15 protein-coding genes are annotated in these 21,720 nt (G+C 34.7%); 11 read left to right on the plus strand and 4 right to left on the minus strand.

Going from position 1 to position 21,720, the window contains the following annotated elements; all coding sequences use genetic code 11:
- Window positions 1-135: 135 nt before the first annotated feature.
- The 10 genes from H8R24_RS11820 (at window position 136) to queG (ending at window position 13,571) form a co-directional block, all read left to right on the plus strand.
- On the plus strand, window positions 136-1,458 hold the full coding sequence (locus tag H8R24_RS11820; protein WP_187019297.1) for a c-type cytochrome: 1,323 nt from the start codon (window positions 136-138) through the stop codon (window positions 1,456-1,458).
- A gap of 32 nt (window positions 1,459-1,490) precedes the next feature.
- A complete protein-coding gene (locus tag H8R24_RS11825) occupies window positions 1,491-4,544 on the plus strand; it encodes a TAT-variant-translocated molybdopterin oxidoreductase (RefSeq protein ID WP_187019298.1) in 3,054 nt (1,017 codons plus the stop codon).
- Between the two features lie 38 nt (window positions 4,545-4,582).
- A complete protein-coding gene (nrfD, locus tag H8R24_RS11830) occupies window positions 4,583-5,986 on the plus strand; it encodes an NrfD/PsrC family molybdoenzyme membrane anchor subunit (protein WP_187019300.1) in 1,404 nt (467 codons plus the stop codon).
- Window positions 5,979-6,503 carry a DUF3341 domain-containing protein gene (locus H8R24_RS11835; protein ID WP_187019302.1) on the plus strand — a complete coding sequence of 175 codons (525 nt, stop codon included), beginning with the start codon at window positions 5,979-5,981 and terminating at the stop codon, window positions 6,501-6,503. The genes nrfD and H8R24_RS11835 overlap by 8 nt, the downstream gene beginning before the upstream one ends.
- 7 nt (window positions 6,504-6,510) lie before the next feature.
- Entirely contained in the window at window positions 6,511-7,056 is a 546-nt protein-coding gene (locus H8R24_RS11840) for a c-type cytochrome (protein ID WP_187019304.1), read from the plus strand.
- A gap of 27 nt (window positions 7,057-7,083) precedes the next feature.
- A complete protein-coding gene (locus H8R24_RS11845; protein WP_187019307.1) occupies window positions 7,084-8,442 on the plus strand; it encodes a cation-translocating P-type ATPase in 1,359 nt (452 codons plus the stop codon).
- A gap of 19 nt (window positions 8,443-8,461) precedes the next feature.
- Window positions 8,462-9,616 carry a cytochrome c oxidase subunit II gene (locus H8R24_RS11850; protein ID WP_187019309.1) on the plus strand — a complete coding sequence of 385 codons (1,155 nt, stop codon included), beginning with the start codon at window positions 8,462-8,464 and terminating at the stop codon, window positions 9,614-9,616.
- Window positions 9,617-9,644: 28 nt separating this feature from the next.
- Window positions 9,645-11,441: a cytochrome c oxidase subunit I gene (locus tag H8R24_RS11855; protein WP_187019312.1), complete on the plus strand. Its 1,797-nt coding sequence runs from the start codon at window positions 9,645-9,647 to the stop codon at window positions 11,439-11,441.
- Between the two features lie 77 nt (window positions 11,442-11,518).
- Entirely contained in the window at window positions 11,519-12,541 is a 1,023-nt protein-coding gene (ruvB, locus tag H8R24_RS11860; protein WP_187019314.1) for a Holliday junction branch migration DNA helicase RuvB, read from the plus strand.
- A 106-nt stretch (window positions 12,542-12,647) separates the two neighbouring features.
- Entirely contained in the window at window positions 12,648-13,571 is a 924-nt protein-coding gene (queG, locus tag H8R24_RS11865; RefSeq protein WP_187019329.1) for a tRNA epoxyqueuosine(34) reductase QueG, read from the plus strand.
- 5 nt (window positions 13,572-13,576) lie between these two features.
- Here the strand turns inward: queG and H8R24_RS11870 are convergent, their stop codons facing one another.
- From H8R24_RS11870 to H8R24_RS11885, 4 genes are all read right to left on the minus strand, one after another.
- The gene (locus H8R24_RS11870; protein WP_187019316.1) at window positions 13,577-14,605 is read right to left on the minus strand and encodes a LacI family DNA-binding transcriptional regulator; all 1,029 of its coding nucleotides are present in this window, start codon (window positions 14,603-14,605) and stop codon (window positions 13,577-13,579) included.
- 349 nt (window positions 14,606-14,954) lie between these two features.
- Complete coding sequence (locus H8R24_RS11875) at window positions 14,955-15,971, minus strand: LacI family DNA-binding transcriptional regulator (RefSeq protein WP_187019318.1); 1,017 nt, start codon at window positions 15,969-15,971, stop codon at window positions 14,955-14,957.
- Window positions 15,972-16,167: 196 nt separating this feature from the next.
- A complete protein-coding gene (locus H8R24_RS11880) occupies window positions 16,168-17,187 on the minus strand; it encodes a LacI family DNA-binding transcriptional regulator (protein WP_187019320.1) in 1,020 nt (339 codons plus the stop codon).
- Window positions 17,188-17,769: 582 nt separating this feature from the next.
- A complete protein-coding gene (locus H8R24_RS11885) occupies window positions 17,770-19,368 on the minus strand; it encodes a glycoside hydrolase family 32 protein (RefSeq protein ID WP_187019322.1) in 1,599 nt (532 codons plus the stop codon).
- 170 nt (window positions 19,369-19,538) lie between these two features.
- Between H8R24_RS11885 and H8R24_RS11890 the strand changes: the two genes are divergently transcribed.
- Window positions 19,539-21,545: a glycoside hydrolase family 65 protein gene (locus H8R24_RS11890; protein ID WP_187019324.1), complete on the plus strand. Its 2,007-nt coding sequence runs from the start codon at window positions 19,539-19,541 to the stop codon at window positions 21,543-21,545.
- The last annotated feature ends 175 nt before the right edge of the window (window positions 21,546-21,720 follow it).

Raw genomic sequence — 21,720 nt, forward strand, 5'->3', positions numbered from 1 at the left:
TTAAGACTATTTTAAGGTTTTGAGAATAGTTCATAAGTCGTATTTTTGTCGAAGTTTAAAATAAAAGGGACATTTTTCTGTAAAGACATTATAGAAAAAATTGTGCCAATTTTTAGTAGATAATCATTATACTTTATGAAAAAGGTGGGTAACCATAATTCGACTTCAAGGAAATTATTTTACAGCTTAGCGTTAATGCTAGCTTTTTCCTTAACTTCATTTGCGCAAGACGCTGCACCTGCGGCGGCGGCGACCGATGCTCCAGTAGCTACTCAAGGTGGTGATCCGGCAAAGGGTAAAGAGCTTTTCAATTCAAATTGTGCGGCTTGTCATAAGCTAGATGCTAAATCAACAGGCCCTGCTTTAAGGGGTATTGCTCAGAAGCATGACATGGCTTGGATTTACAAATGGGTTCATAATAGTTCTGATCTTATTAAATCTGGAGACGCTGCGGCTGTGAAGGTATTTAATGAGAACAACAAAGCGGTAATGACTGCTTTTCCTCAATTGTCTGAAGGAGATATAGATAATATCATCGCCTACACATCTGAGGTTAAGGCTGAAGCGCCTGCTGCGGTTCCTGGAACTGCTGTAGCTGGAGCTGCTAGTGATAGTGGTGTTTCTAACAACATTATTTTGGGAGCTTTAGCGTTAGTAATGTTCATGCTAATTGTTATGTTATTCCTTGTGAATAGTGTTTTAACTAAAGTTGCTAAATCTAATGGTATTGAGGTTGCGGCTAAAACGGCTTCAACTCCAATTTGGAAAGCTTTTGTTAAAAATCAATTCTTAGTGCTTGTTACTGCTATCTTCTTATTGTTAGCTAGTGCTTACTTCGTGTATGGGTTTTTGATGCAAGTAGGGGTAGATCAAAACTACGAGCCAATACAACCAATTCATTATTCTCATAGAATCCATGCTGGAGACAATGAGATCAATTGTAAGTATTGTCACTCTGCTGCTAGAGTTAGTAAAAATGCAGGTATTCCTTCTTTAAATGTTTGTATGAACTGTCATAAGAATATTGCTGAAGTTGCTGAAACAACTGCTACACCTGAGTACAGCAAAGCGTTCTACGATGAGCAAATTCAAAAATTATATACTGCCGTAGGTTGGGATAAAACAACACAATCATACACAGGTAAAACGCAGCCAGTTAAATGGGTTCGTATTCATAATTTACCGGATTTTGTTTACTTTAATCACTCTCAACACGTAACTGTTGCTGGTGTTGAATGTCAAACTTGTCACGGTCCAGTTGAAACTTACGAGATTCAAAAACAGTTTGCTCCATTGACAATGGGATGGTGTATTAATTGCCATAGAAAAACCGATGTAAAAATGGAAGGAAACGACTATTATACTAAAATTCACGAAGAACTTTCTAAAAAATACGGTGTAGACAAATTGACTGCGGCGCAAATGGGAGGTTTAGAATGCGGTAAATGTCACTATTAATCAAATTATTAAGATTTTAATATTTATATACAATGTCATCAAACAAAAAATACTGGAAAAGTGTTGAGGAACTAGGAGGTAGTTCTATTGTTGAGACGCTTAGAAATAACGAATTTGTTGAAGAAATTCCTACTGAAGACTTTTTAGGAAATAGTGATGCAATGGCATCTTCTTCAACATCACGTCGTGACTTTTTAAAGTACGTTGGATTTAGTACTGCAGCGGCAACGCTTGCGGCTTGCGAAGGTCCTGTGAACAAGTCGATCCCTTATGTACTACAACCAGAACAAATCATTCCTGGAGTTGCTGATTATTATGCGACATCTGTTTTTGATGGTTTTGATTTTGCAAATCTACTTGTTAAAACACGTGAAGGGCGTCCTATTAAAATAGATAATAATACTATTGCAGGAGCTAAATTTGCTGCTAATGCTAGGATTCATGCGTCTATATTGTCATTATATGATAATATGCGTTTGAAAGCACCTTTGTCTAATGGGAAATCAGCTGCGTGGTCAGCGGTAAACTCTGAGATTAAAGCGAGTTTGGTAGAAGCAAAAGCTAAAGGCGGTCAGGTAGTATTGTTAACTAATACTTTAGCAAGTCCATCTACTGAAAAATTAATTGCTGATTTTATCGGATTAAATCCTACTGCTAAGCATGTAGTTTATGATGCGGTTTCTTCATCTGAAGCTTTAGATGCTTTTGAAGCAGTTTATGGTGAAAGAGCGTTAGTTGATTATGATTTTTCAAAGGCATCACTTATTGTATCTGTTGGAGCTGATTTCCTTGGAGATTGGCAAGGTGGTGGATATGATTCTGGATATGCTCAAGGAAGAATTCCTAAGGCTGGAAAAATGTCTCGTCACTTTCAATTAGAAGCAAATATGACTTTGTCTGGTGCTGCTGCTGATAAGCGTTTGGCTATGTCAACTGCTAGTCAAAAACAAGCATTAGTTCATATATATAATGTAATTACAGGTGCTGCTGTAGCTGTTAATTTAGATGCTAAGTTCAAAGCGGAAGTAACTAAAGCGGCTCAACAGCTTAAGGCTGCTGGTGCAAATGGTGTTTTAGTATCTGGAATTCAAGATAAAAATGCTCAGTTATTAGTTTTAGCAATTAATCAAGCTTTGTCAAGTTTGGCATTTGTTACTTCTGGTACAAGACAAATAAGAAAAGGATCTAACGAAAAAGTAGCTCAATTAATTGCAGATATGAAAGCGGGTAGTGTTCATGCTTTGATTATGAGCGGGGTTAATCCGGTATATACATTAGCTGATTCAGCTGCCTTTGTTGAAGGTCTTAAGAAAGTAAAAATGTCGGTTGCTTTATCTTTGAAAGAAGATGAAACTGCTGCTTTAGCTACTATTGCTGCACCAGTACCGCACTATTTAGAATCTTGGGGAGATTTAAGTTTGACTAAAGGAACTTATAGTTTAACACAACCTACAATTCGTCCTTTATTTGATACTAAGCAATTTCAAGATGTTTTAATGTCTTTGAATGGTATGTCTGGTACATATTACGATTATCTAAAAGGATATTCTGCTTCCTTTACTTCAGGGTCATCTTGGAATAAGGTTTTACACGATGGTGTTTATGTAGGGGTTTCTCAAGCATTGTCTGGAAGCTCAGTAGATTATACTGGTGCTGCTAGTGCATTAGCTGCTGCTAAAGCGCCTGCTGGTCTCGAATTAGTTTTGTATACTAAAACAGGGATGGGTGATGGACAACAAGCAAATAACCCATGGTTACAAGAGTTTCCAGATCCAATAACGAGAGTATCTTGGGATAACTATGTTACTGTTTCTAATGCTGATGCAAAACAGTTAGAATTGTCTAATGAGATTGTTGCTAACGGTGGATTGAATGGTAGTTATGCTACTATAACAACTGCTGATGGTTTGAAACTTGAAAATGTTCCGGTAATTGTTCAACCAGGTCAAGCTGTTGGAACTATTGGTTTAGCTTTAGGTTATGGTCGCAAAGCGGCTTTGAAAGAAGAAATGCAAGTAGGTTTAAATGCTTATGCTTTGTATAAAGGTTTTAATGATGTACAATCGGTTAGTTTAGTAAAAGCTAATGGAGATCATGAGTTCGCTTGTGTTCAAGGTCAAAAAACTTTAATGGGTAGAGGAGATATCATCAAAGAAACTACTTTGGAGATCTTTAATACTAAAGATGCTAAGTTTTGGAATGAAGTTCCTATGGTGTCTTTAAACCATGAAGAAGTAGCTGCAACAACAGTAGATTTGTGGGATGAATTTGATCGTTCAGTTGGTCAACATTTCAATTTATCTATTGATTTGAATGCGTGTACTGGATGTGGAGCTTGTGTTATAGCTTGTCATGCAGAAAATAATGTACCCGTAGTTGGTAAAGCTGAAGTTAGAAGAAGTCGTGATATGCACTGGTTGCGTATCGATAGATATTATTCTTCTGAAAGTACTTTTGCAGGTGATAATGAAAGAAAAGAAAATATTGCAGGATTGTCTAGCTCATTATCTACTTTCAATGAAATGGAAAAAGCGGGTGATAACCCACAAGTATCCTTTCAGCCTGTAATGTGTCAGCATTGTAATCATGCTCCTTGTGAAACTGTATGTCCAGTTGCTGCAACTTCACACGGTCGCCAAGGTCAAAATCAAATGGCTTATAACAGATGTGTTGGTACACGTTACTGTGCAAACAACTGTCCTTATAAAGTACGTCGTTTTAACTGGTTCTTGTATAACAAAAACAATGAATTTGATTATCATATGAATGATGATTTAGGACGTATGGTTTTAAATCCTGATGTAAATGTTCGTTCTCGTGGTGTAATGGAGAAATGTTCAATGTGTATTCAAATGACGCAGGCGACAATTCTTAATGCAAAAAGAGAAGGTAGAGCTATTGTGGACGGAGAATTTCAAACTGCGTGTTCAAATGCTTGTTCTACTGGAGCAATGGCTTTTGGAGATGTTAATGATAAAGAAAGTCAAATTGCTAAATTAGCAGCTGATGATAGAATGTATCATTTATTAGAGCATGTGGGAACTAAACCAAATGTTATCTATCACGTTAAAGTTAGAAATACCTAGTACAAAAAATTATTAATTAAGAAACAATATAAAGTATTATGTCGTCTCACTACGAAGCAACCATTAGAAAACCCTTAGTTATAGGTGATAAAACTTATCACGACGTAACAGTAGACATAGCTGCACCTGTTGAAGGAAAAGCTAACAAGCATTGGTGGATTGTGTTTACAATCGCATTAACAGCCTTCCTTTGGGGATTGGGTTGTATAATTTACACCGTATCTACAGGTATCGGGACATGGGGATTAAATAAAACTGTTGGATGGGCATGGGATATCACAAACTTCGTTTGGTGGGTAGGTATTGGTCACGCAGGAACATTGATCTCTGCAGTTCTTTTACTATTCCGTCAAAGATGGAGAATGGCGATTAACCGTTCTGCAGAAGCAATGACAATTTTCTCCGTTATTCAAGCGGGTTTATTTCCTATTATTCACATGGGTCGACCTTGGTTGGCTTACTGGGTACTACCAATACCAAATCAATTTGGTTCGTTATGGGTAAACTTTAACTCGCCATTATTATGGGATGTATTCGCGATTTCAACTTACCTATCTGTATCATTAGTTTTCTGGTGGACTGGTTTGTTACCTGATTTTGCTATGCTAAGAGATAGAGCTGTTACACCTTTCAATAAAAGAGTTTATTCTATTCTAAGTTTTGGATGGAGTGGAAGAGCTAAAGATTGGCAACGTTTTGAAGAAGTATCTTTGGTACTTGCAGGTTTAGCTACACCACTTGTACTTTCGGTACATACTATTGTATCAATGGACTTTGCTACTTCTGTAATTCCAGGATGGCATACAACAATTTTCCCGCCATATTTCGTAGCTGGAGCTGTATTCTCAGGTTTTGCAATGGTAAACACTTTGCTTATCATTATGAGAAAAGTATCCAACCTTGAAGCGTATATTACTTTACAACACATCGAATTGATGAATATTGTAATTATGATTACAGGATCTATTGTAGGTGTTGCCTATATTACAGAGTTATTTATCGCATGGTATTCAGGAGTAGAGTATGAGCAATATGCTTTCTTGAATAGAGCTACTGGACCTTACTGGTGGGCTTATTGGTCAATGATGACTTGTAATGTGTTTTCGCCTCAGTTCATGTGGTTCAAGAAATTAAGAACAAGTATTATGTTTTCGTTTATCATATCTATTGTAGTAAACATTGGTATGTGGTTTGAAAGATTCGTAATTATTGTTACATCATTACATAGAGATTATTTACCATCTTCATGGACTATGTTCTCTCCTACATTTGTTGATATTGGTATTTTTATTGGAACAATTGGTTTCTTCTTCGTATTATTTTTATTATATTCTAGAACATTCCCAGTGATTGCTCAAGCAGAGGTGAAAACAATATTAAAAGGAACAGGAGATAATTACAAAAGAGAAAGAGAAGCAAATAAAGATTCACATCATGAGTAATAAAGTAATATACGCCATTTATAATGACGATGATATATTGATGGATGCGGTTAAACAAACCAGAGCAGCTCATCATCATATAGAAGAAGTTTTTACTCCATTCCCAGTTCACGGTTTGGATAAAGCGATGGGGCTAGCTCCAACAAGATTAGCTATTTGTGCTTTTCTGTACGGTTGTGTTGGTATAACAGTGGCAACTACAATGATGAATTATATAATGATTCAAGATTGGCCTCAGGATATAGGAGGTAAACCAAGTTTTAGTTTTATACAAAATATGCCTGCTTTCGTGCCAATTATGTTTGAAATGACTGTGTTTTTTGCAGCTCACTTAATGGTTGTTACTTTTTATATGAGAAGTAAATTATGGCCATTTAAGGAAGCAGAGAATCCGGACGTAAGAACTACAGATGATCATTTCTTGATGGAAGTTGCAGTGAATAACAATGAAGAAGAATTGGTTTCTTTTTTCAAGAATACAGGAGCAGTTGAAGTTAAAGTAATAGAAAAGCATTAATTTAGATATGAAAACGATATATAAAATAACACTATTATTTGGCATCACTTTACTAGTAACGTCTTGTCATAATAATTCCGCACCAAACTACCAGTATTTTCCAAATATGTATGAATCTGTAGGATATGAAACATATTCAGAGTCTGCAGCATTTAAAAATGGAAAAGAAGGTCAGCTTCCAGTAGATGGAAGTATTAATAGAGGTTTTGAACCTTATGAATATGAGAATTCGACAGCTGGTTATGAGTTAGCAAAAGCTAATTTAAAATCACCTTTGGATTCACTTGATAGAAACTCTGATAAAGGTAAAGAGCTTTTTGAAATTTATTGTATTAGTTGTCATGGTGCATCTGGTAATGGTAAAGGGAAATTAGTGGAGAGAGAGAAATTTCTTGGGGTACCTAGTTATGCTGACAGAGTTATCACAGAAGGAAGTATTTTTCATGTTGTAACTTATGGTTTAAATTCAATGGGTTCGCATGCTAATCAATTAAGTGCTCATGAGCGTTGGTTAGTTGCAGACTATGTTTTAAAACTAAAAAGCCAATTATAATTGTTGAACAAACTGATCGTAATAGATATGTATACATTTTCAAGTAAATTAAAAACTTTTTCTATCGTTCTTATGGCTATTGGCCTTTTAGGAATTGGATATGGTTTTTTAAATGCACCTAAAGATATTCAGGAAGTAGAGCAAATTCTCGCTGCTGAAGGACATGGAGGTCATGGTGAAGTTAAGCATGAAGCAGCTGATGAGGCTCATGCGGCAAGTGCTTCTCATGCTGAAGTTAAAGAAACAAACGAAGTTAAAGAACATGAAGAACACTTGACTCATGTTTTGCATCAGTTGCAAAACAAGCCTTGGGCAGCTTTATACGTTGCATGTATTTTCTTCATGTTACTTTCAATGGGAGTTTTAGCTTTCTATGCAATTCAACAAGTTGCATTAGCGGGTTGGTCACCAGTATTATTTAGAGTAATGCAGGGGATTACAGCTTATTTACCTGTTGGTTCTGTTATTTTCTTCATTATCCTAGTTCTATGTGGATTGCATTTTAATCATCTTTTTGCTTGGTTAGTTGAAGGTGTTACAGATCCTAATAGTCCTAATTTTGATAAAATAATAGCTGGTAAAGCAGGATACTTAAATTTTCCTTTTTGGATTGTTAGAGCTGCTATATTTTTAGGAGGATGGAATGTTTATAGATTCTATTCTAGAAAGAATTGTTTGGCTCAAGATGAGTCAACAGATGATTCATTTTACAAAAAGAATTTCAATATTACTGCTGGATTTTTAGTATTCTTTATAGTTACTGAGTCAATCATGTCATGGGATTGGATTATGTCTATTGATCCGCACTGGTCAAGTACTTTATTTGGCTGGTATGTGTTTGCTAGTTTCTTTGTAAGTGGTATTACTATGATTGCAATGGTTACGTTATACTTAAAATCAAGAGGATACTTGGAATATGTAAATACAAGTCATATTCATGATTTAGCTAAATTTATGTTTGGTATCAGTGTTTTCTGGACCTACCTTTGGTTCTCTCAGTTTATGTTGATTTGGTACGCAAATATTCCGGAAGAGATTACTTATTTCATTACAAGAATCCAATTGTATAACCTACCTTTCTTTGGTGCGGTTGTTATGAATTTTGTTTTCCCTTTATTGATTTTAATAAATACGGATTTCAAAAGAATTACATGGGTACTTGTTATGGCAGGTGTAGTGATTTTAACTGGACATTATATTGACTTTTTTAATATGATTATGCCAGGTACAGTAGGAGATAAATGGTTTATTGGAATTTCAGAAATTGCTTCTGTTCTTTTCTTCTTAGGGTTGTTTATTTATGTTGTCTTTACAGCATTAACAAAAGCCCCTTTATTACCAAAAAGAAATCCTTACATCGAAGAGAGTAAACATTTTCATTATTAATATTTAAATAAAGAAACAGATGACAAGTTTGTTGGTAATTATAGTTTTAGTTTTATTAGCTGTTGCTTTATGGCAATTGACTAAAATATTCGATCTTACTCAAGTAGGTTCTAATTCAGATAGCTCGCAAGTAGCTACTGATGATGATAATAATGTTCAGGGTTATTTAATGTTCGGTTTTTTAGCATTCATTTATATTTTTTCTATTTATGGATTGTTTAAATGGGGTTCTTTAGTGCTTCATACACCAGCTTCTGCACATGGAGCTCAAGTGGATAACTTAATGAATATTACATGGGTTTTGATCTTTATTGTTCAAGCCGTAACACAGGTTTTATTACACTATTTTGCTTTTAAATATAGAGGTAAAAAAGACCAAAAAGCATTGTATTTTGCGGATAACAATAAATTAGAAGCTATTTGGAGTGTTATTCCTGCAATTGTTTTAGCTGGATTGATCCTTTATGGATTGTATGCTTGGACAAATATTATGTTTATTGATGACGAGGAGGATACTGTAGTTGTGGAGTTGTATGCTCAACAATTTAAGTGGACTGCTAGAGTAGCAGGTGAGGATAATGTATTGGGTAAAGCTAATGTTAGATATATTGAAGGTATCAATACTTTAGGTGTGGATCTTGCTGATCCTTATGCTCAAGATGATATTGTTGTATCTGAATTGCATATTCCAAAAGGAAAAAAGATTCACTTCAAGATGAGATCTCAAGATGTGTTGCACTCTGCTTACATGCCTTATTTTAGAGCGCAAATGAACTGTGTTCCTGGAATGGTTACTGAATTTGCTTTCGAGCCAATTTATACTACTGCGGAATATCGAGAGTTGCCTTATATGATCGAAAAAGTAGCGAATATCAATGCTTTAAGATCTAAGAAAAGTGTAGAGTTAGTGGCAAAAGGAGAAACTGCTCTTGATCCTTACTCATTCGATTACTTACTTCTTTGTAATAAGATTTGTGGTTCATCACATTATAATATGCAAATGAAGATTGTTGTTGATACACCAGAAGATTATAAAAAATGGTTATCAGAACAAGCCTTGTTAGTACAACAAGTTAAAGAAGCGAACGCTCCAGCACCAGTTGAAGGTGGAACGAACAAAGATTCTTTAAAATCGAAAGATACAGCAGCTGTTGTTAAAATAGCGATGAAATAATTATTAAGAAAATTTAAAGTAAACTTATATGTCAGCAGAAGGTCACGATCACGGACACGATCACGAACACGAACATCATCATAAAGACACTTTCATTACTAAATATATTTTTAGTATTGATCACAAAATGATTGCTAAACAATACCTTCTTACTGGTATTGTAATGGGAATTATTGGTGTAGGGATGTCTATGCTTTTTAGAATGCAATTGGCTTGGCCAGAGGAATCTTTTAAGATCTTTAATATTCTTTTAGGAGACAAATGGGCACCAAACGGAGTTATGACAAATGATATTTATTTGTCTTTGGTTACAATACATGGTACTATCATGGTTTTCTTTGTATTAACCGCAGCTTTAAGTGGAACTTTTAGTAACTTATTAATTCCACTCCAAATTGGAGCTCGAGATATGGCATCTGGTTTTATGAATATGATTTCATACTGGTTGTTCTTTCTTTCTAGTGTAATCATGATTTGTTCTTTATTTGTAGAGTCAGGTCCTGCTAACTCTGGATGGACAATTTATCCGCCATTAAGTGCATTGCCACAAGCAATTTCAGGTTCAGGATTAGGAATGACATTATGGTTGTCATCGATGGCTATATTTATTGCTTCTTCTTTAATGGGGTCGTTAAATTATATTGTAACTGTAATTAACCTTAGAACAAAAGGGATGTCTATGACTAGACTTCCTCTTACAATTTGGGCTTTCTTTGTGACTGCTATTATTGGAGTAGTTTCTTTCCCTGTTTTGTTATCTGCAGCTTTGTTATTGATTTTCGATAGAAGTTTTGGTACTTCTTTCTTCTTGTCAGATATTTATATCGCTGGAGAAGTTTTACATTATCAAGGTGGTTCACCAGTATTGTTTGAGCACTTATTCTGGTTCTTAGGACATCCTGAAGTATATATTGTAATTTTACCTGCGTTAGGTATTACATCTGAGATTATTGCTACGAACTCTCGTAAACCAATTTTTGGTTACAGAGCGATGATTATGTCCATAATTGCAATTGCATTTTTATCAACGATTGTATGGGGTCACCACATGTTTATCTCGGGAATGAATCCATTCTTAGGTTCTGTGTTTACATTTACAACTTTGTTGATTGCAATTCCATCTGCCGTAAAAGCATTTAATTATATTACAACATTATGGAAAGGTAACTTACAGTTGAATCCAGCTATGTTGTTCTCAATTGGTTTAGTTTCTACTTTTATTACTGGTGGTTTGACTGGTATTATTTTAGGAGATAGTACATTAGATATTAATGTTCACGATACGTACTTTGTTGTAGCTCACTTTCACTTAGTAATGGGTATTTCTGCACTTTACGGAATGTTTGCTGGTATCTATCACTGGTTCCCTAAAATGTTCGGTAGAATGTTAAATAAAAATTTAGGATATGTTCACTTTTGGGTAACTGCAGTTTGTGCTTACGGTGTTTTCTTTCCAATGCACTTTATTGGATTAGCTGGTTTGCCAAGACGTTATTATACAAATACGAATTTCCCATTGTTTGACGATTTACAAAATGTAAATGTACTTATAACTACATTTGCATTAATTGGTGGAGCTTTTCAATTGGTTTTCCTTTACAACTTCTTTAGTAGTATTTTCTACGGTAAGAAAGCAGTTCAAAACCCATGGAAATCTAATACTTTAGAATGGACTACTCCTGTAGAGCACATTCATGGTAACTGGCCTGGAGAGATTCCAGAAGTTCATAGATGGCCTTACGATTATAGCAATCCAGGTCATGAGGAAGATTTTGTTCCACAAACGGTTCCAATGAAACCAGGTGAAGAAGTATTACATCACTAGAATATATTATATAAAAAATGCCTTTCTAAATTGAAAGGCATTTTTTTTTACTTCATACTTTGTCTTATCTTTGTTTTATGAATGAAAATCTAGATCCAACAACAAACGGATACAATTCGGAAGAATTTGATCTTGAGAAAAAACTAAGGCCGCTGTCTTTTGATGATTTTGCTGGACAAGATCAGGTGCTTGAAAATCTTAAGGTTTTTGTACAAGCTGCTAACCAAAGAAATGAAGCTTTAGATCATACACTTTTCCACGGTCCTCCGGGATTAGGTAAGACTACTTTGGCTAATATTTTGGCCAATGAGCTAGAAGTGGGTATTAAAATCACATCGGGTCCGGTTTTGGACAAACCAGGTGATTTAGCCGGTTTATTGACTAATCTAGAGGAGAGAGATGTATTATTTATTGATGAGATCCATAGACTGAGTCCCATTGTAGAAGAGTATTTATACTCTGCTATGGAGGATTTTAAGATTGATATCATGATTGAATCCGGTCCAAATGCGCGTACAGTTCAGATTAATTTGAATCCATTTACCTTAATTGGTGCAACAACGCGTTCTGGTTTACTAACTGCACCCATGAGAGCTCGATTTGGAATATCGTCTCGCTTACAATATTATACTAAAGAACTTTTGACAACTATTGTTGAACGTAGTTCGTCTATTTTAAAAATGCCTATTTCACTCGATGCTGCAATTGAAATTGCAGGAAGGAGCAGGGGAACACCTCGTATTGCTAACGCTTTGTTGCGTAGAGTTCGTGATTTTGCTCAAATAAAAGGAAACGGTACAATCGATGTGGAAATCGCTCGTTATGCGCTAAAAGCCCTAAATGTAGACGCTCACGGTTTAGATGAAATGGATAATAAAATCTTGAATACGATCATTGATAAATTCAAAGGTGGTCCGGTAGGATTATCTACTTTGGCTACAGCTGTATCCGAGAGTAGTGAAACTGTCGAGGAAGTATATGAGCCCTTTTTAATTCAAGAAGGTTTCATCATGCGTACCCCTCGTGGTCGTGAGGTTACTGATAAAGCTTACAAACATTTGGGTAAAATCAAAACCAATATTCAAGGGGGATTGTTTTAATTGATGAAGCTATTCCTGCTGTACGCTATATCTTTCCTTGCTTAAAGAAAGCAAGGAAAGGATGTCGCTGCCATCAGGGCTAGACGATTTGTTGTTATAAGAAACTATCAGTACTAAAAGCCAACATACCAATTTTATCAAGTCCGAAGCCAAGCGCTTGGGTTTCCTATCATGCGGTATATCCAAGGCCGGATTTCTTGAGCATGAAGCTCCTAGATTAGAGTCTTGGCTCAATAAAAACCATAATGGACAAATGTCCTACATGGAAAACAATTATGATAAACGTTTAAATCCTACTTTGCTTGTTGATGATGCTAAAAGCGTTGTTTCTTTATTGCTCAATTATTATCCGCAAGAGTTGCAAAATCAAGAGTCATATAAGGTTTCTAAGTATGCTTATGGAACCGACTATCATTTTGTAATTAAAGAAAAACTAAAGGAGTTACTTTATTCGATACAAGCTAGTATTGGCGAAGTGTCTGGTAGGGCATTTGTGGATTCGGCTCCTGTTCTTGATAAAGCTTGGGCGGCCAAAAGTGGCTTGGGATGGATCGGAAAAAACAGTAATCTACTCACTCAAAAAGTAGGTTCGTTTTACTTTATAGCCGAATTAATTATTGATTTAGATTTAGAGTATGACAATGCCACAACGGATCATTGTGGGAGTTGCACTGCATGTTTAGACGCTTGTCCTACTGAAGCAATAGTTGCGCCTTATATTGTTGATGGTAGCAAGTGTATCTCTTATTTTACAATCGAACTAAAAGAAAATATTCCTGAAGAAATGAAAGGTAGTTTTAGTGATTGGGCTTTTGGTTGTGATATATGTCAAGACGTATGCCCGTGGAATAAATTTTCAAAGCCCCATAAAGAACCTTTATTTCAAGCTAATCCTGAACTGCTCTCTTTTTCTAAAAAAGATTGGGAGGAGATCACCGAGGAAACTTTTAGGAAAGTGTTTAAAGATTCGCCTCTTAAAAGAAGTAAGTTGGCTGGTATAAAGCGCAATATTGATTTTTTAAAGCAATAATTATTTTATTCTTTTTTAATCGATGATTCTCTTATGATGACCTTAGTTTGTAATTCTACTGTTCTAGGCGTAAATTCCGTTTCATTTTTATGGCAATTCATTTCTTCCAACAATAAGTTAAATGAGGTAATTCCCATTTCATTACTAGGTTGATCTACAGTGCTTAGTTTTGGAGTAAGCACTTGTGACATAAACCAGTTGCTAAAACCTATTATTTTAACCTGTTCTGGCACTTTGATTTGATGATCGTTGAAATAAGATAAAACCCCTACGGCTACTAGATCTGTAATGGCAAATATTCCATCAACATCTGGATGCTCCTCCATGACTTGCTTCGCATAATCAATTCCTTCTTGAAAGGTTACGTTTTCACAAGTATAGACAAGTTTTGAGTCATAGGGAATGTTGTTTTTTTCTAATGCTTTTTTGTACCCAATGTAGCGATCAATGGAGTTTTGCGGGTTCAAAGGTCCACGAAGATGTGCAATTTTTCGACATCCATTATCGATCAAATGTTGTACCGCATTAAATGCTGCTTTTTGATCGTCAATAACAACTTTGGAACATTTTGATAATTTAGAAATTTTATCAAACATAACAAACGGTATGTTTCTGTTGATTATTTCTTGAATATGTTCATCATTATTGGATTCATTCGAAAGAGAAATTAAGATAACATCTACTCTTTTGTTAATCAGTAGTTCTACTTGTTTTTTCTCTAAAGACAATGATTCATTAGATTGTAATATGATAACAAGGTAACCATTTTTTTCGGCTTCGTCTATGATAGCATTAATCACATTCGAAAAAAAATGGTGCATCACTTCAGGAATAATTAGTCCTATCGTTTTGGACTCTTTAGTTCTTAGGTTTACAGCAAAGCTATTTGGTGTGTAATGTAGCTCCTGAGCGAGCGCTGTAACCGCTTTTTTGGTTTTTTCACTCACATCGGGGTAATCCTTCAAGGCTTTAGACACCGTGGTAATCGATATTCCTAATTTTGTAGCGATTTCTTTTAGTGTTATGTCTTTCATGAACTTCTGATCTAATGGTTTTGGGGTGTAATAACAATGTAATTTGTCAAGATTAACGTTGAGTAATCTAATCGTTGGCTTGCTTTGAGTTAATAAAACTAAAAATTTTATTTACCAAGATATTGATTTTTATTTTAATAGCGTCCTGTTTTTGATGTTTAACTAATTATTTAATAACGGTAATAAAGGTCTTTTTTCATTAAAAACATGGCAGAAATCATGCCTTTTTTTTTGATAGATATTCTAGTTTAGCTAGTTTTTTACTCAAAGAATTAGTGTTTTTGTATTCGCTTATAACCGTGCAATCGGAATTTATTAATGGGATTGGGACAGGAAGGAATATACTCTTTTAAGTAGATTCTCTTACAAGTAATTCTGTGGGTAAAACTACAGTTCTTGGTGTGAAAGGAAGATTATCTCTATGGCAATTCATCTCTTCTAGTAAAAGGGCAAATGCTGCGAGTCCCATCTCCGTGCTAGGTTGTTCTACTGTGCTGAGTTTTGGGGTTACAACCTGAGACATAAACCAATTACTAAAACCTATTATTTTTATTTGTTCGGGGACTTTAATCTTTACCTCATTAAAATAAGACATTGCACCTACGGCAACAAGATCAGTAATGGCAAATATTCCGTCTACATCTGGATGTTCTTCGATCATTAGTCTCGCATAATCGATGCCTTCTTGAAAGGTAATGTCTTCGCAGGTATAAATTAATTTTGAGTCAAAAGTGATGTTGTTTTTTTCTAATGCTTTTTTATAGCCAATGTAGCGATCAATAGAAATTTGGGGGTTTAGAGGACCTCTAAAATGAGCTATTTTTTTGCAGCCTTTGTCTATTAGATGTTGAACAGCATCAAATGCTGCTTTTTGATCATCAATAATCACTTTAGAACAATTAGAAAGTTTGGCTATTCGATCAAACATTACTAAGGGAATTTTTCGGTTGATCACTTCCTGAATGTGTGCATCATTGTTTGATTCTTTTGAAAGCGATAATAGTATGCCGTCAACTCTTTTATTGATCAGTAATTCAATTTGATTTTTTTCTAACTCTAAAGATTCATTTGATTGTAAAATGATAACGAGGTACCCTTTTTTTTCGGCTTCATCTATAATGGCATTAATAATATTCGAAAAAAAGTGATGCATAACTTCGGGAATGATCAAACCGATGGTTTTTGATTCCTTGGTTCTTAAGTTGACAGCAAAACTATTGGGAGTGTAGTGTAGCTTTTGGCAAAGTTCATTGACGGCTGCCTTTGTTTTTTCACTAACATCAGGATAGTTTTTCAAAGCTTTAGATACTGTAGTTATTGATATCCCCAGTTTTTTCGCAATTTCTTTAAGAGTGACGTCTTTCATGGACATGGTTTCTGGTAGTATGTTGGTTTTTTTGCTGGTTTGTAGCAGTGAATCTATGTGTTAGATTAAGCCAAGGTATTCATTTTTTTGCTGAAACGTATCGCCGTAGCCTACAGTCTTTTTATTTATTGGATAAGTGGAATTATTCTTGTCCTTTTCTATAAAAACAGAAGAGATTGGCTTTTTTTATTAACTATTATGCAGAATCTCTTTCTATTATGGTAGTTTCTAATTCAATGGATTGAAAGGTTACTGGTTTGTTTTTCTTTTTTAGATCGATTTCATCAAATAAAATAGCAGCAGCGCGATTTCCGATTCCAAATCCTGGTTGATCTATTGTTGTCAGTTTTGGCGTTGTGATCTCAGACATAAACGAATTACAAAATCCAAAAACAGCAATCGTATCGGGCATTTTTATATTTTGGTCATTGAGGTACTTAATAACACCTACTGCAACAAGATCAGTCACTGCAAAGATTGCATCAAGGTCTGGGTGGTCTAGAACTGCTTTTTTGGCATTTGAGTATCCGTCTTCAAAGTCGGTGTTGTTGTCACACAAATAAACTAAGGCAGGATCGTAAATAATATGATGGTCTTCAAGTGCTTTTTTGTATCCTAAAAAACGATCGATGGCATTTTGTGGCATATAGGATCCTCTAAAATGCGCAATTTTTTTATGTCCTTTCTTGATTAAGAAGGTCACAGCATCATAAGCTGCTTTTCGATCATTAATAGCTACTTTTGAGCAATCAACCAGTTTGGCAATTTTATCAAATAAAACTAAAGGTGTATTGTTTGAAATGATGTTTTTTATGTGATTGAAATCTCCTGTTTCATTTGAAAGAGACATTATTATTCCGTCAACTCGTTTGTTTAATAATAGTTCGATTTGCTTTTTTTCTATCTCTAATTTTTCATTAGAACGCAAAATAATAACTTGGTATTTTCTTTTTTCCGCTTCCGCTAAAACACCTTTGAAAACCTTAGAAAAAAAGTTGTAATCAACTGTAGGGACAATAACACCAATGATTCTGGACTCTTTTGTTCGTAAGTTTACTGCAAAACTATTTGGAGTATAGTTTAGTTTAATTGCAAGGTCTACAATTGCTTTTTTAGTTTTTTCACTTACATCTGGGTAATCCTTCAATGCTTTAGAAACAGTCGTTATAGACACGCCTAATTGTGTAGCAATTTGTTTGAGAGTAGCTTCTTTCATGAATGGATTTCAGGATTATTTAGGATAAAAAAAACTGTCTGTTTGAAAACAAATCTACAATTTATTTATCGTAAATGAGTTTTCAAACAAACAGTTAGTTGAAAATTAACAGTTGCTCAGTTTTAGTGTTTAGGGATGTTTTTTTGTTGAAATTAATTTAGTTACATGATAATGGGGCGAAATGGGAGTGATAATTTGAAGTTGTTTTATGTTTTGCAGGATATAAAACCAGATTTAGATAACATATTTTGTGTGTCAAAAAAAAGAGGGAGTTATCCGTTGCTCCTAGATTCAAAGGAGTAGCTCCTAAAACATTTTTGTATTCTTAGTCAGACCAAAACCAAGTATATGTTTGCTATTACTGGTATTTTCAAAATATCAGGCAATATCTCTTTCTTTTCGATAAGAATTCATAAATATTGGTGTAATAACTAGTGAGGTTTTGAGACCTTTTCCCATTTAAACTGGATTCATAAACTTATTTACTTGTGCATTTGAAATTTTTGGGTTCGCCCCTTCTTTTTCGGCAATAAAAAGGGTGTTTTTTAACCATTGATTAAGGAATTAGTAAATTTACTTGTTTTAAGGTGCATTCCAAATTCCATTTATATATTGAATGGAGATGTTTTTTAATTCTTGATCTTCAGTAGATAAAATGGTTAGTTTGGTATAGGGTTTATTAGGGAATATTTGCTCTGTAAAGCTGTATACACCGCCGTTTAGGAAGATTTCAATGGATGACCAATCTAGGATGATTTGGAAGTCAACTGTATTTGAAACGATATTTGGGACTGCGGTTTTATGAATTTCTTTTCCAAAGCTTTGTTCGAAGTTTACAAGTCCAGAATGACGGCGGTCTATTGCAAATACTTTTTGTTTGGCATTGTACTCAATGATTAATGAGTCTTTTGCATCATTTGAAAAAACCATTTTTAAATCTTTATTTTCTGATGCTAATTGTACTTGAGATTGATTAAAATTATCATAATTAATAACTGCTTTTTTATTTGCGGTCAAAGTCATTGATTCATTCGAATATTCATTCTTTAATTGTTTTTCTAGCTGTAGTACAGGTTTGTTTTTTAGTACATAATCGTTGTTTACTTTGTCAAGAGAGAGTTCTCTTGGTAAAGTCATGGCGCTTCTCCAATTTTTAGTTGGCGTATCTCTTGCGTAACTCCAGTTGCTCATCCAGCCTATAAAAACTCGTTTGTCATCAGGAGTATTGTTGTAGGTCACTCCAGCATAGTTATCAGAGCCGTTATCAATCCATTTAATGTCTTTTTGATCGGTTGTAAAACGTTTGCCATCATAATCGCCTACAAAATATTGTGTTCCTGAACCACCGTTTGGCGCACCAGGATTGATGCTAATTAGTAATACCCATTTTTCTTCATTAGAATTACCAACTTTTAATTTGAAGATATCAGGGCATTCCCATACGCCTCCGTGAGCTCCTACGTTTTTACCAAATTCACTTTGATATTCCCAGTTTATTAAATTTTTAGAGGTGTAAAATTGTGCATGATCCCCAGCTACTAAAACAAGGTTCCAAAGATTAGTTTCTGAGTTCCAAAATGCTTTCGGGTCTCTAAAATCTTTTTGAGTACTGTTTTTTATAATTGGATTCCCTGTGTACTTCAGCCAAGTATCACCTTCATCTAGACTATAAGCTAGACCTTGTGTTTGATAATCTTTTCGACCTGCTTTTTCGCCGTCCATATTATGGTAAGTAAAAATGGCAATCATAGGAGGATTTTCGGCTGTGCCTAAACCGGAAGTGTTTTTTATATCGACTACTGCACTTCCTGAGAAAATGAGTCCCAATTTATCAGGGAATAGAGCAATTTTTTGATGTTCCCAATGAATTAAATCTTTACTCGTAGCATGTCCCCAATGCATCGGTCCCCAAACAATATCATCTGGATAGTATTGATAAAATAAATGGTAAAGTCCCTTGTAATAAACCAATCCATTAGGGTCGTTCATCCATTTTTTTTCTGGAGTAAAATGAAATTGTGGACGGTACGGTTCTTTGTTGGTTTTTGTAGAGTCTACTGCTATTTTAACATTAGAATCTACAGTTATAGTGTTATTTTCTGTTTTTTTGCTGCAAGAATAGAATGTTAATACTATTAATAATATGCTAAAAAATAATATTTTATATATTTTTGTATTCATTTTTTTGTTGATTTTACTTTATTTAGGATAAAATTAAGATTTTTACTGAATTAAATACTTTGTTATAAATCGATAACGTTTTCGAAATCCCGAAAACGTTATCGGTAAGCTCTTTTGAGATTATATCTAATTAATTATCTAAGTTTGAGAGAATATTAAAATGAAATATCATGATTTTATATAAGAAGGTTTTTTTAATACTGCTTTTAGTAAGTCCAATTGTTTTTGGACAAACCAAGTCGGATGAATGGCATTTGTATGCCAATTCAAGAGCAAACTATTATGGCGTGGCTATGGCCAATGGTCAAATAGGGATTGTTACTGATGACACTCCCTTGAAAACAAAAGAAATTATTTTAAATGGAGTTTATGAAGGTAGTCCTGAAAATGGTATCAGTAGGATAGTTAGGGGAATCGAATTTTTAAATCTTCATTTGTCGGTTAATAACCAAGAAATAAAATCAGATAATATCGATAATTGGAGTCAGGTTGTTTCAATGAAAGAAGGGACGAGCACTACTTCGTTTGCATTTAAAGATTTGGTTTCTGTTGATTATACCATTTTGGCCAATAGAGCAATTCCATATTCAGCGATGGCTATTGTAGAAATTACTCCTAAAAAGGATGTAGAAATAATAGCGAATAATTATATGGTTGTGCCTGATGAATTAAAAGAAGCCAAGAGTCAGTTTCGAGTGTTAAAAGACAATCAATATTTGATGCCAGTTTTTGGTACAACTGCGAAAACCTTATTTGGTAAATATATTGTATCCGCATCAACTACATTTTTGTTCGACGGACAAAATGAAACGTTAAAGCAAACGGGGAATGAAGTAGGTTTTTCGAAAAAACTTTTAAAAGGAAAAAAATATCGTTTTGCAATTGCAGGTGGAATTTGTACTTCAAAGGATTTTACCGATCCTTTAAATGAATCCGAAAGACAACCAATATATGCTTTGCAAGAAGGAATTGATAAATTAGTAGACAAACATAAGAACGCTTGGGCCGAATTGTGGAAAACAGGAGATATACAAATTGAAGGAGATCTCGATGCACAACAAAGAGTGCGTTTTGCTTTGTACAACTTGTATTCATTTATTCGTCCAGAAACCAGGCAAAGCGTTGCTCCGATGGGATTGACTTCTCAGGGTTATAATGGGCATATTTTTTGGGATGCTGAACTTTGGATGTATCCAACACTTTTAGCTTTACAGCCAGATATGGCCAAATCATGCTTGGATTATCGATCTGATCGTTTGCAGAAAGCAAAACAAAAAGCAACTGTTTATGGATATAAAGGAGCGATGTTTCCTTGGGAGTCAGATGACACGGGAGAAGAAGCAACCACAACATGGGCATTGACAGGTATTTTCGAACAACATATTACAGCTGATGTGTCGATAGCATTTTGGAATTACTATACCTATACGCAAGATAAAACTTGGTTAAAGAAAGAATGGAATGTATTGAAAGAGACAGCAGATTTCTGGGTTAGCAGAGTGATTAAAAATCAAGACGGTAGTTATTCGATTCTAAATGTTGTTGGGGCGGATGAATATGCGCAACATATAGACGATAATGCTTTTACCAATGCATCTGCAATTGAGTCTTTAAAGAATACAGTTAAAGCCGCTACAATTCTTGGAGAACCTGTTGATGCAAGATGGATTGATGTTTCAGAACATTTAGTAATTCATTCTAAAAATGGAATAACTCAAAATTATAGGGGATATAACGGGCAAATGATCAAACAAGCTGATGTGAATTTATTAGCTTACCCATTGCACGTAATTACAAATAAAAAACAAATTGAAAAAGATTTGGAATATTATGCCGCTAAGATTGATCCAAAAGATGGTCCAGCGATGGCATCTGGTGTTTTATCTGTTTTGTATGCTCGATTGGGCGATAGGGAAAAAGCGTATAGTTATTTTGTGAAATCATATATGCCGAATAGTCGTCCTCCTTTTGGCGTATTCTCTGAGTCGGCTAATAGTAACAATCCTTATTTTGCAACTGGGGCAGGAGCAATGTTACAAGCGGTAATTTATGGATTTGGTGGTGTAGAACAAACAGATCAGGGTTTGAAGTACAATAAAGGATTATTGCCAAGACAGTGGAAATCATTAAAGATAATAGGCTTGGGAGTTGATAATAAAACGATAGTGATCGAGTAATAAAACATTGTTTGTTAAGAATTAAAACCGCAATTGCAGTACTGGTCTTGAAGGGATCAGTTGTAGTTGCGGTTTTTTTTTAGTTAAGGAGGGTTAAATAGGGCTTGCTGAAAAATTGCAAATCCAATAAAACAGAGGTATTTAGAGCTACTTTTTCTTGTTTAAATGCAAAGAA

Source organism: Flavobacterium muglaense (assembly GCF_014305155.1).
Classification (GTDB): domain Bacteria; phylum Bacteroidota; class Bacteroidia; order Flavobacteriales; family Flavobacteriaceae; genus Flavobacterium; species Flavobacterium muglaense.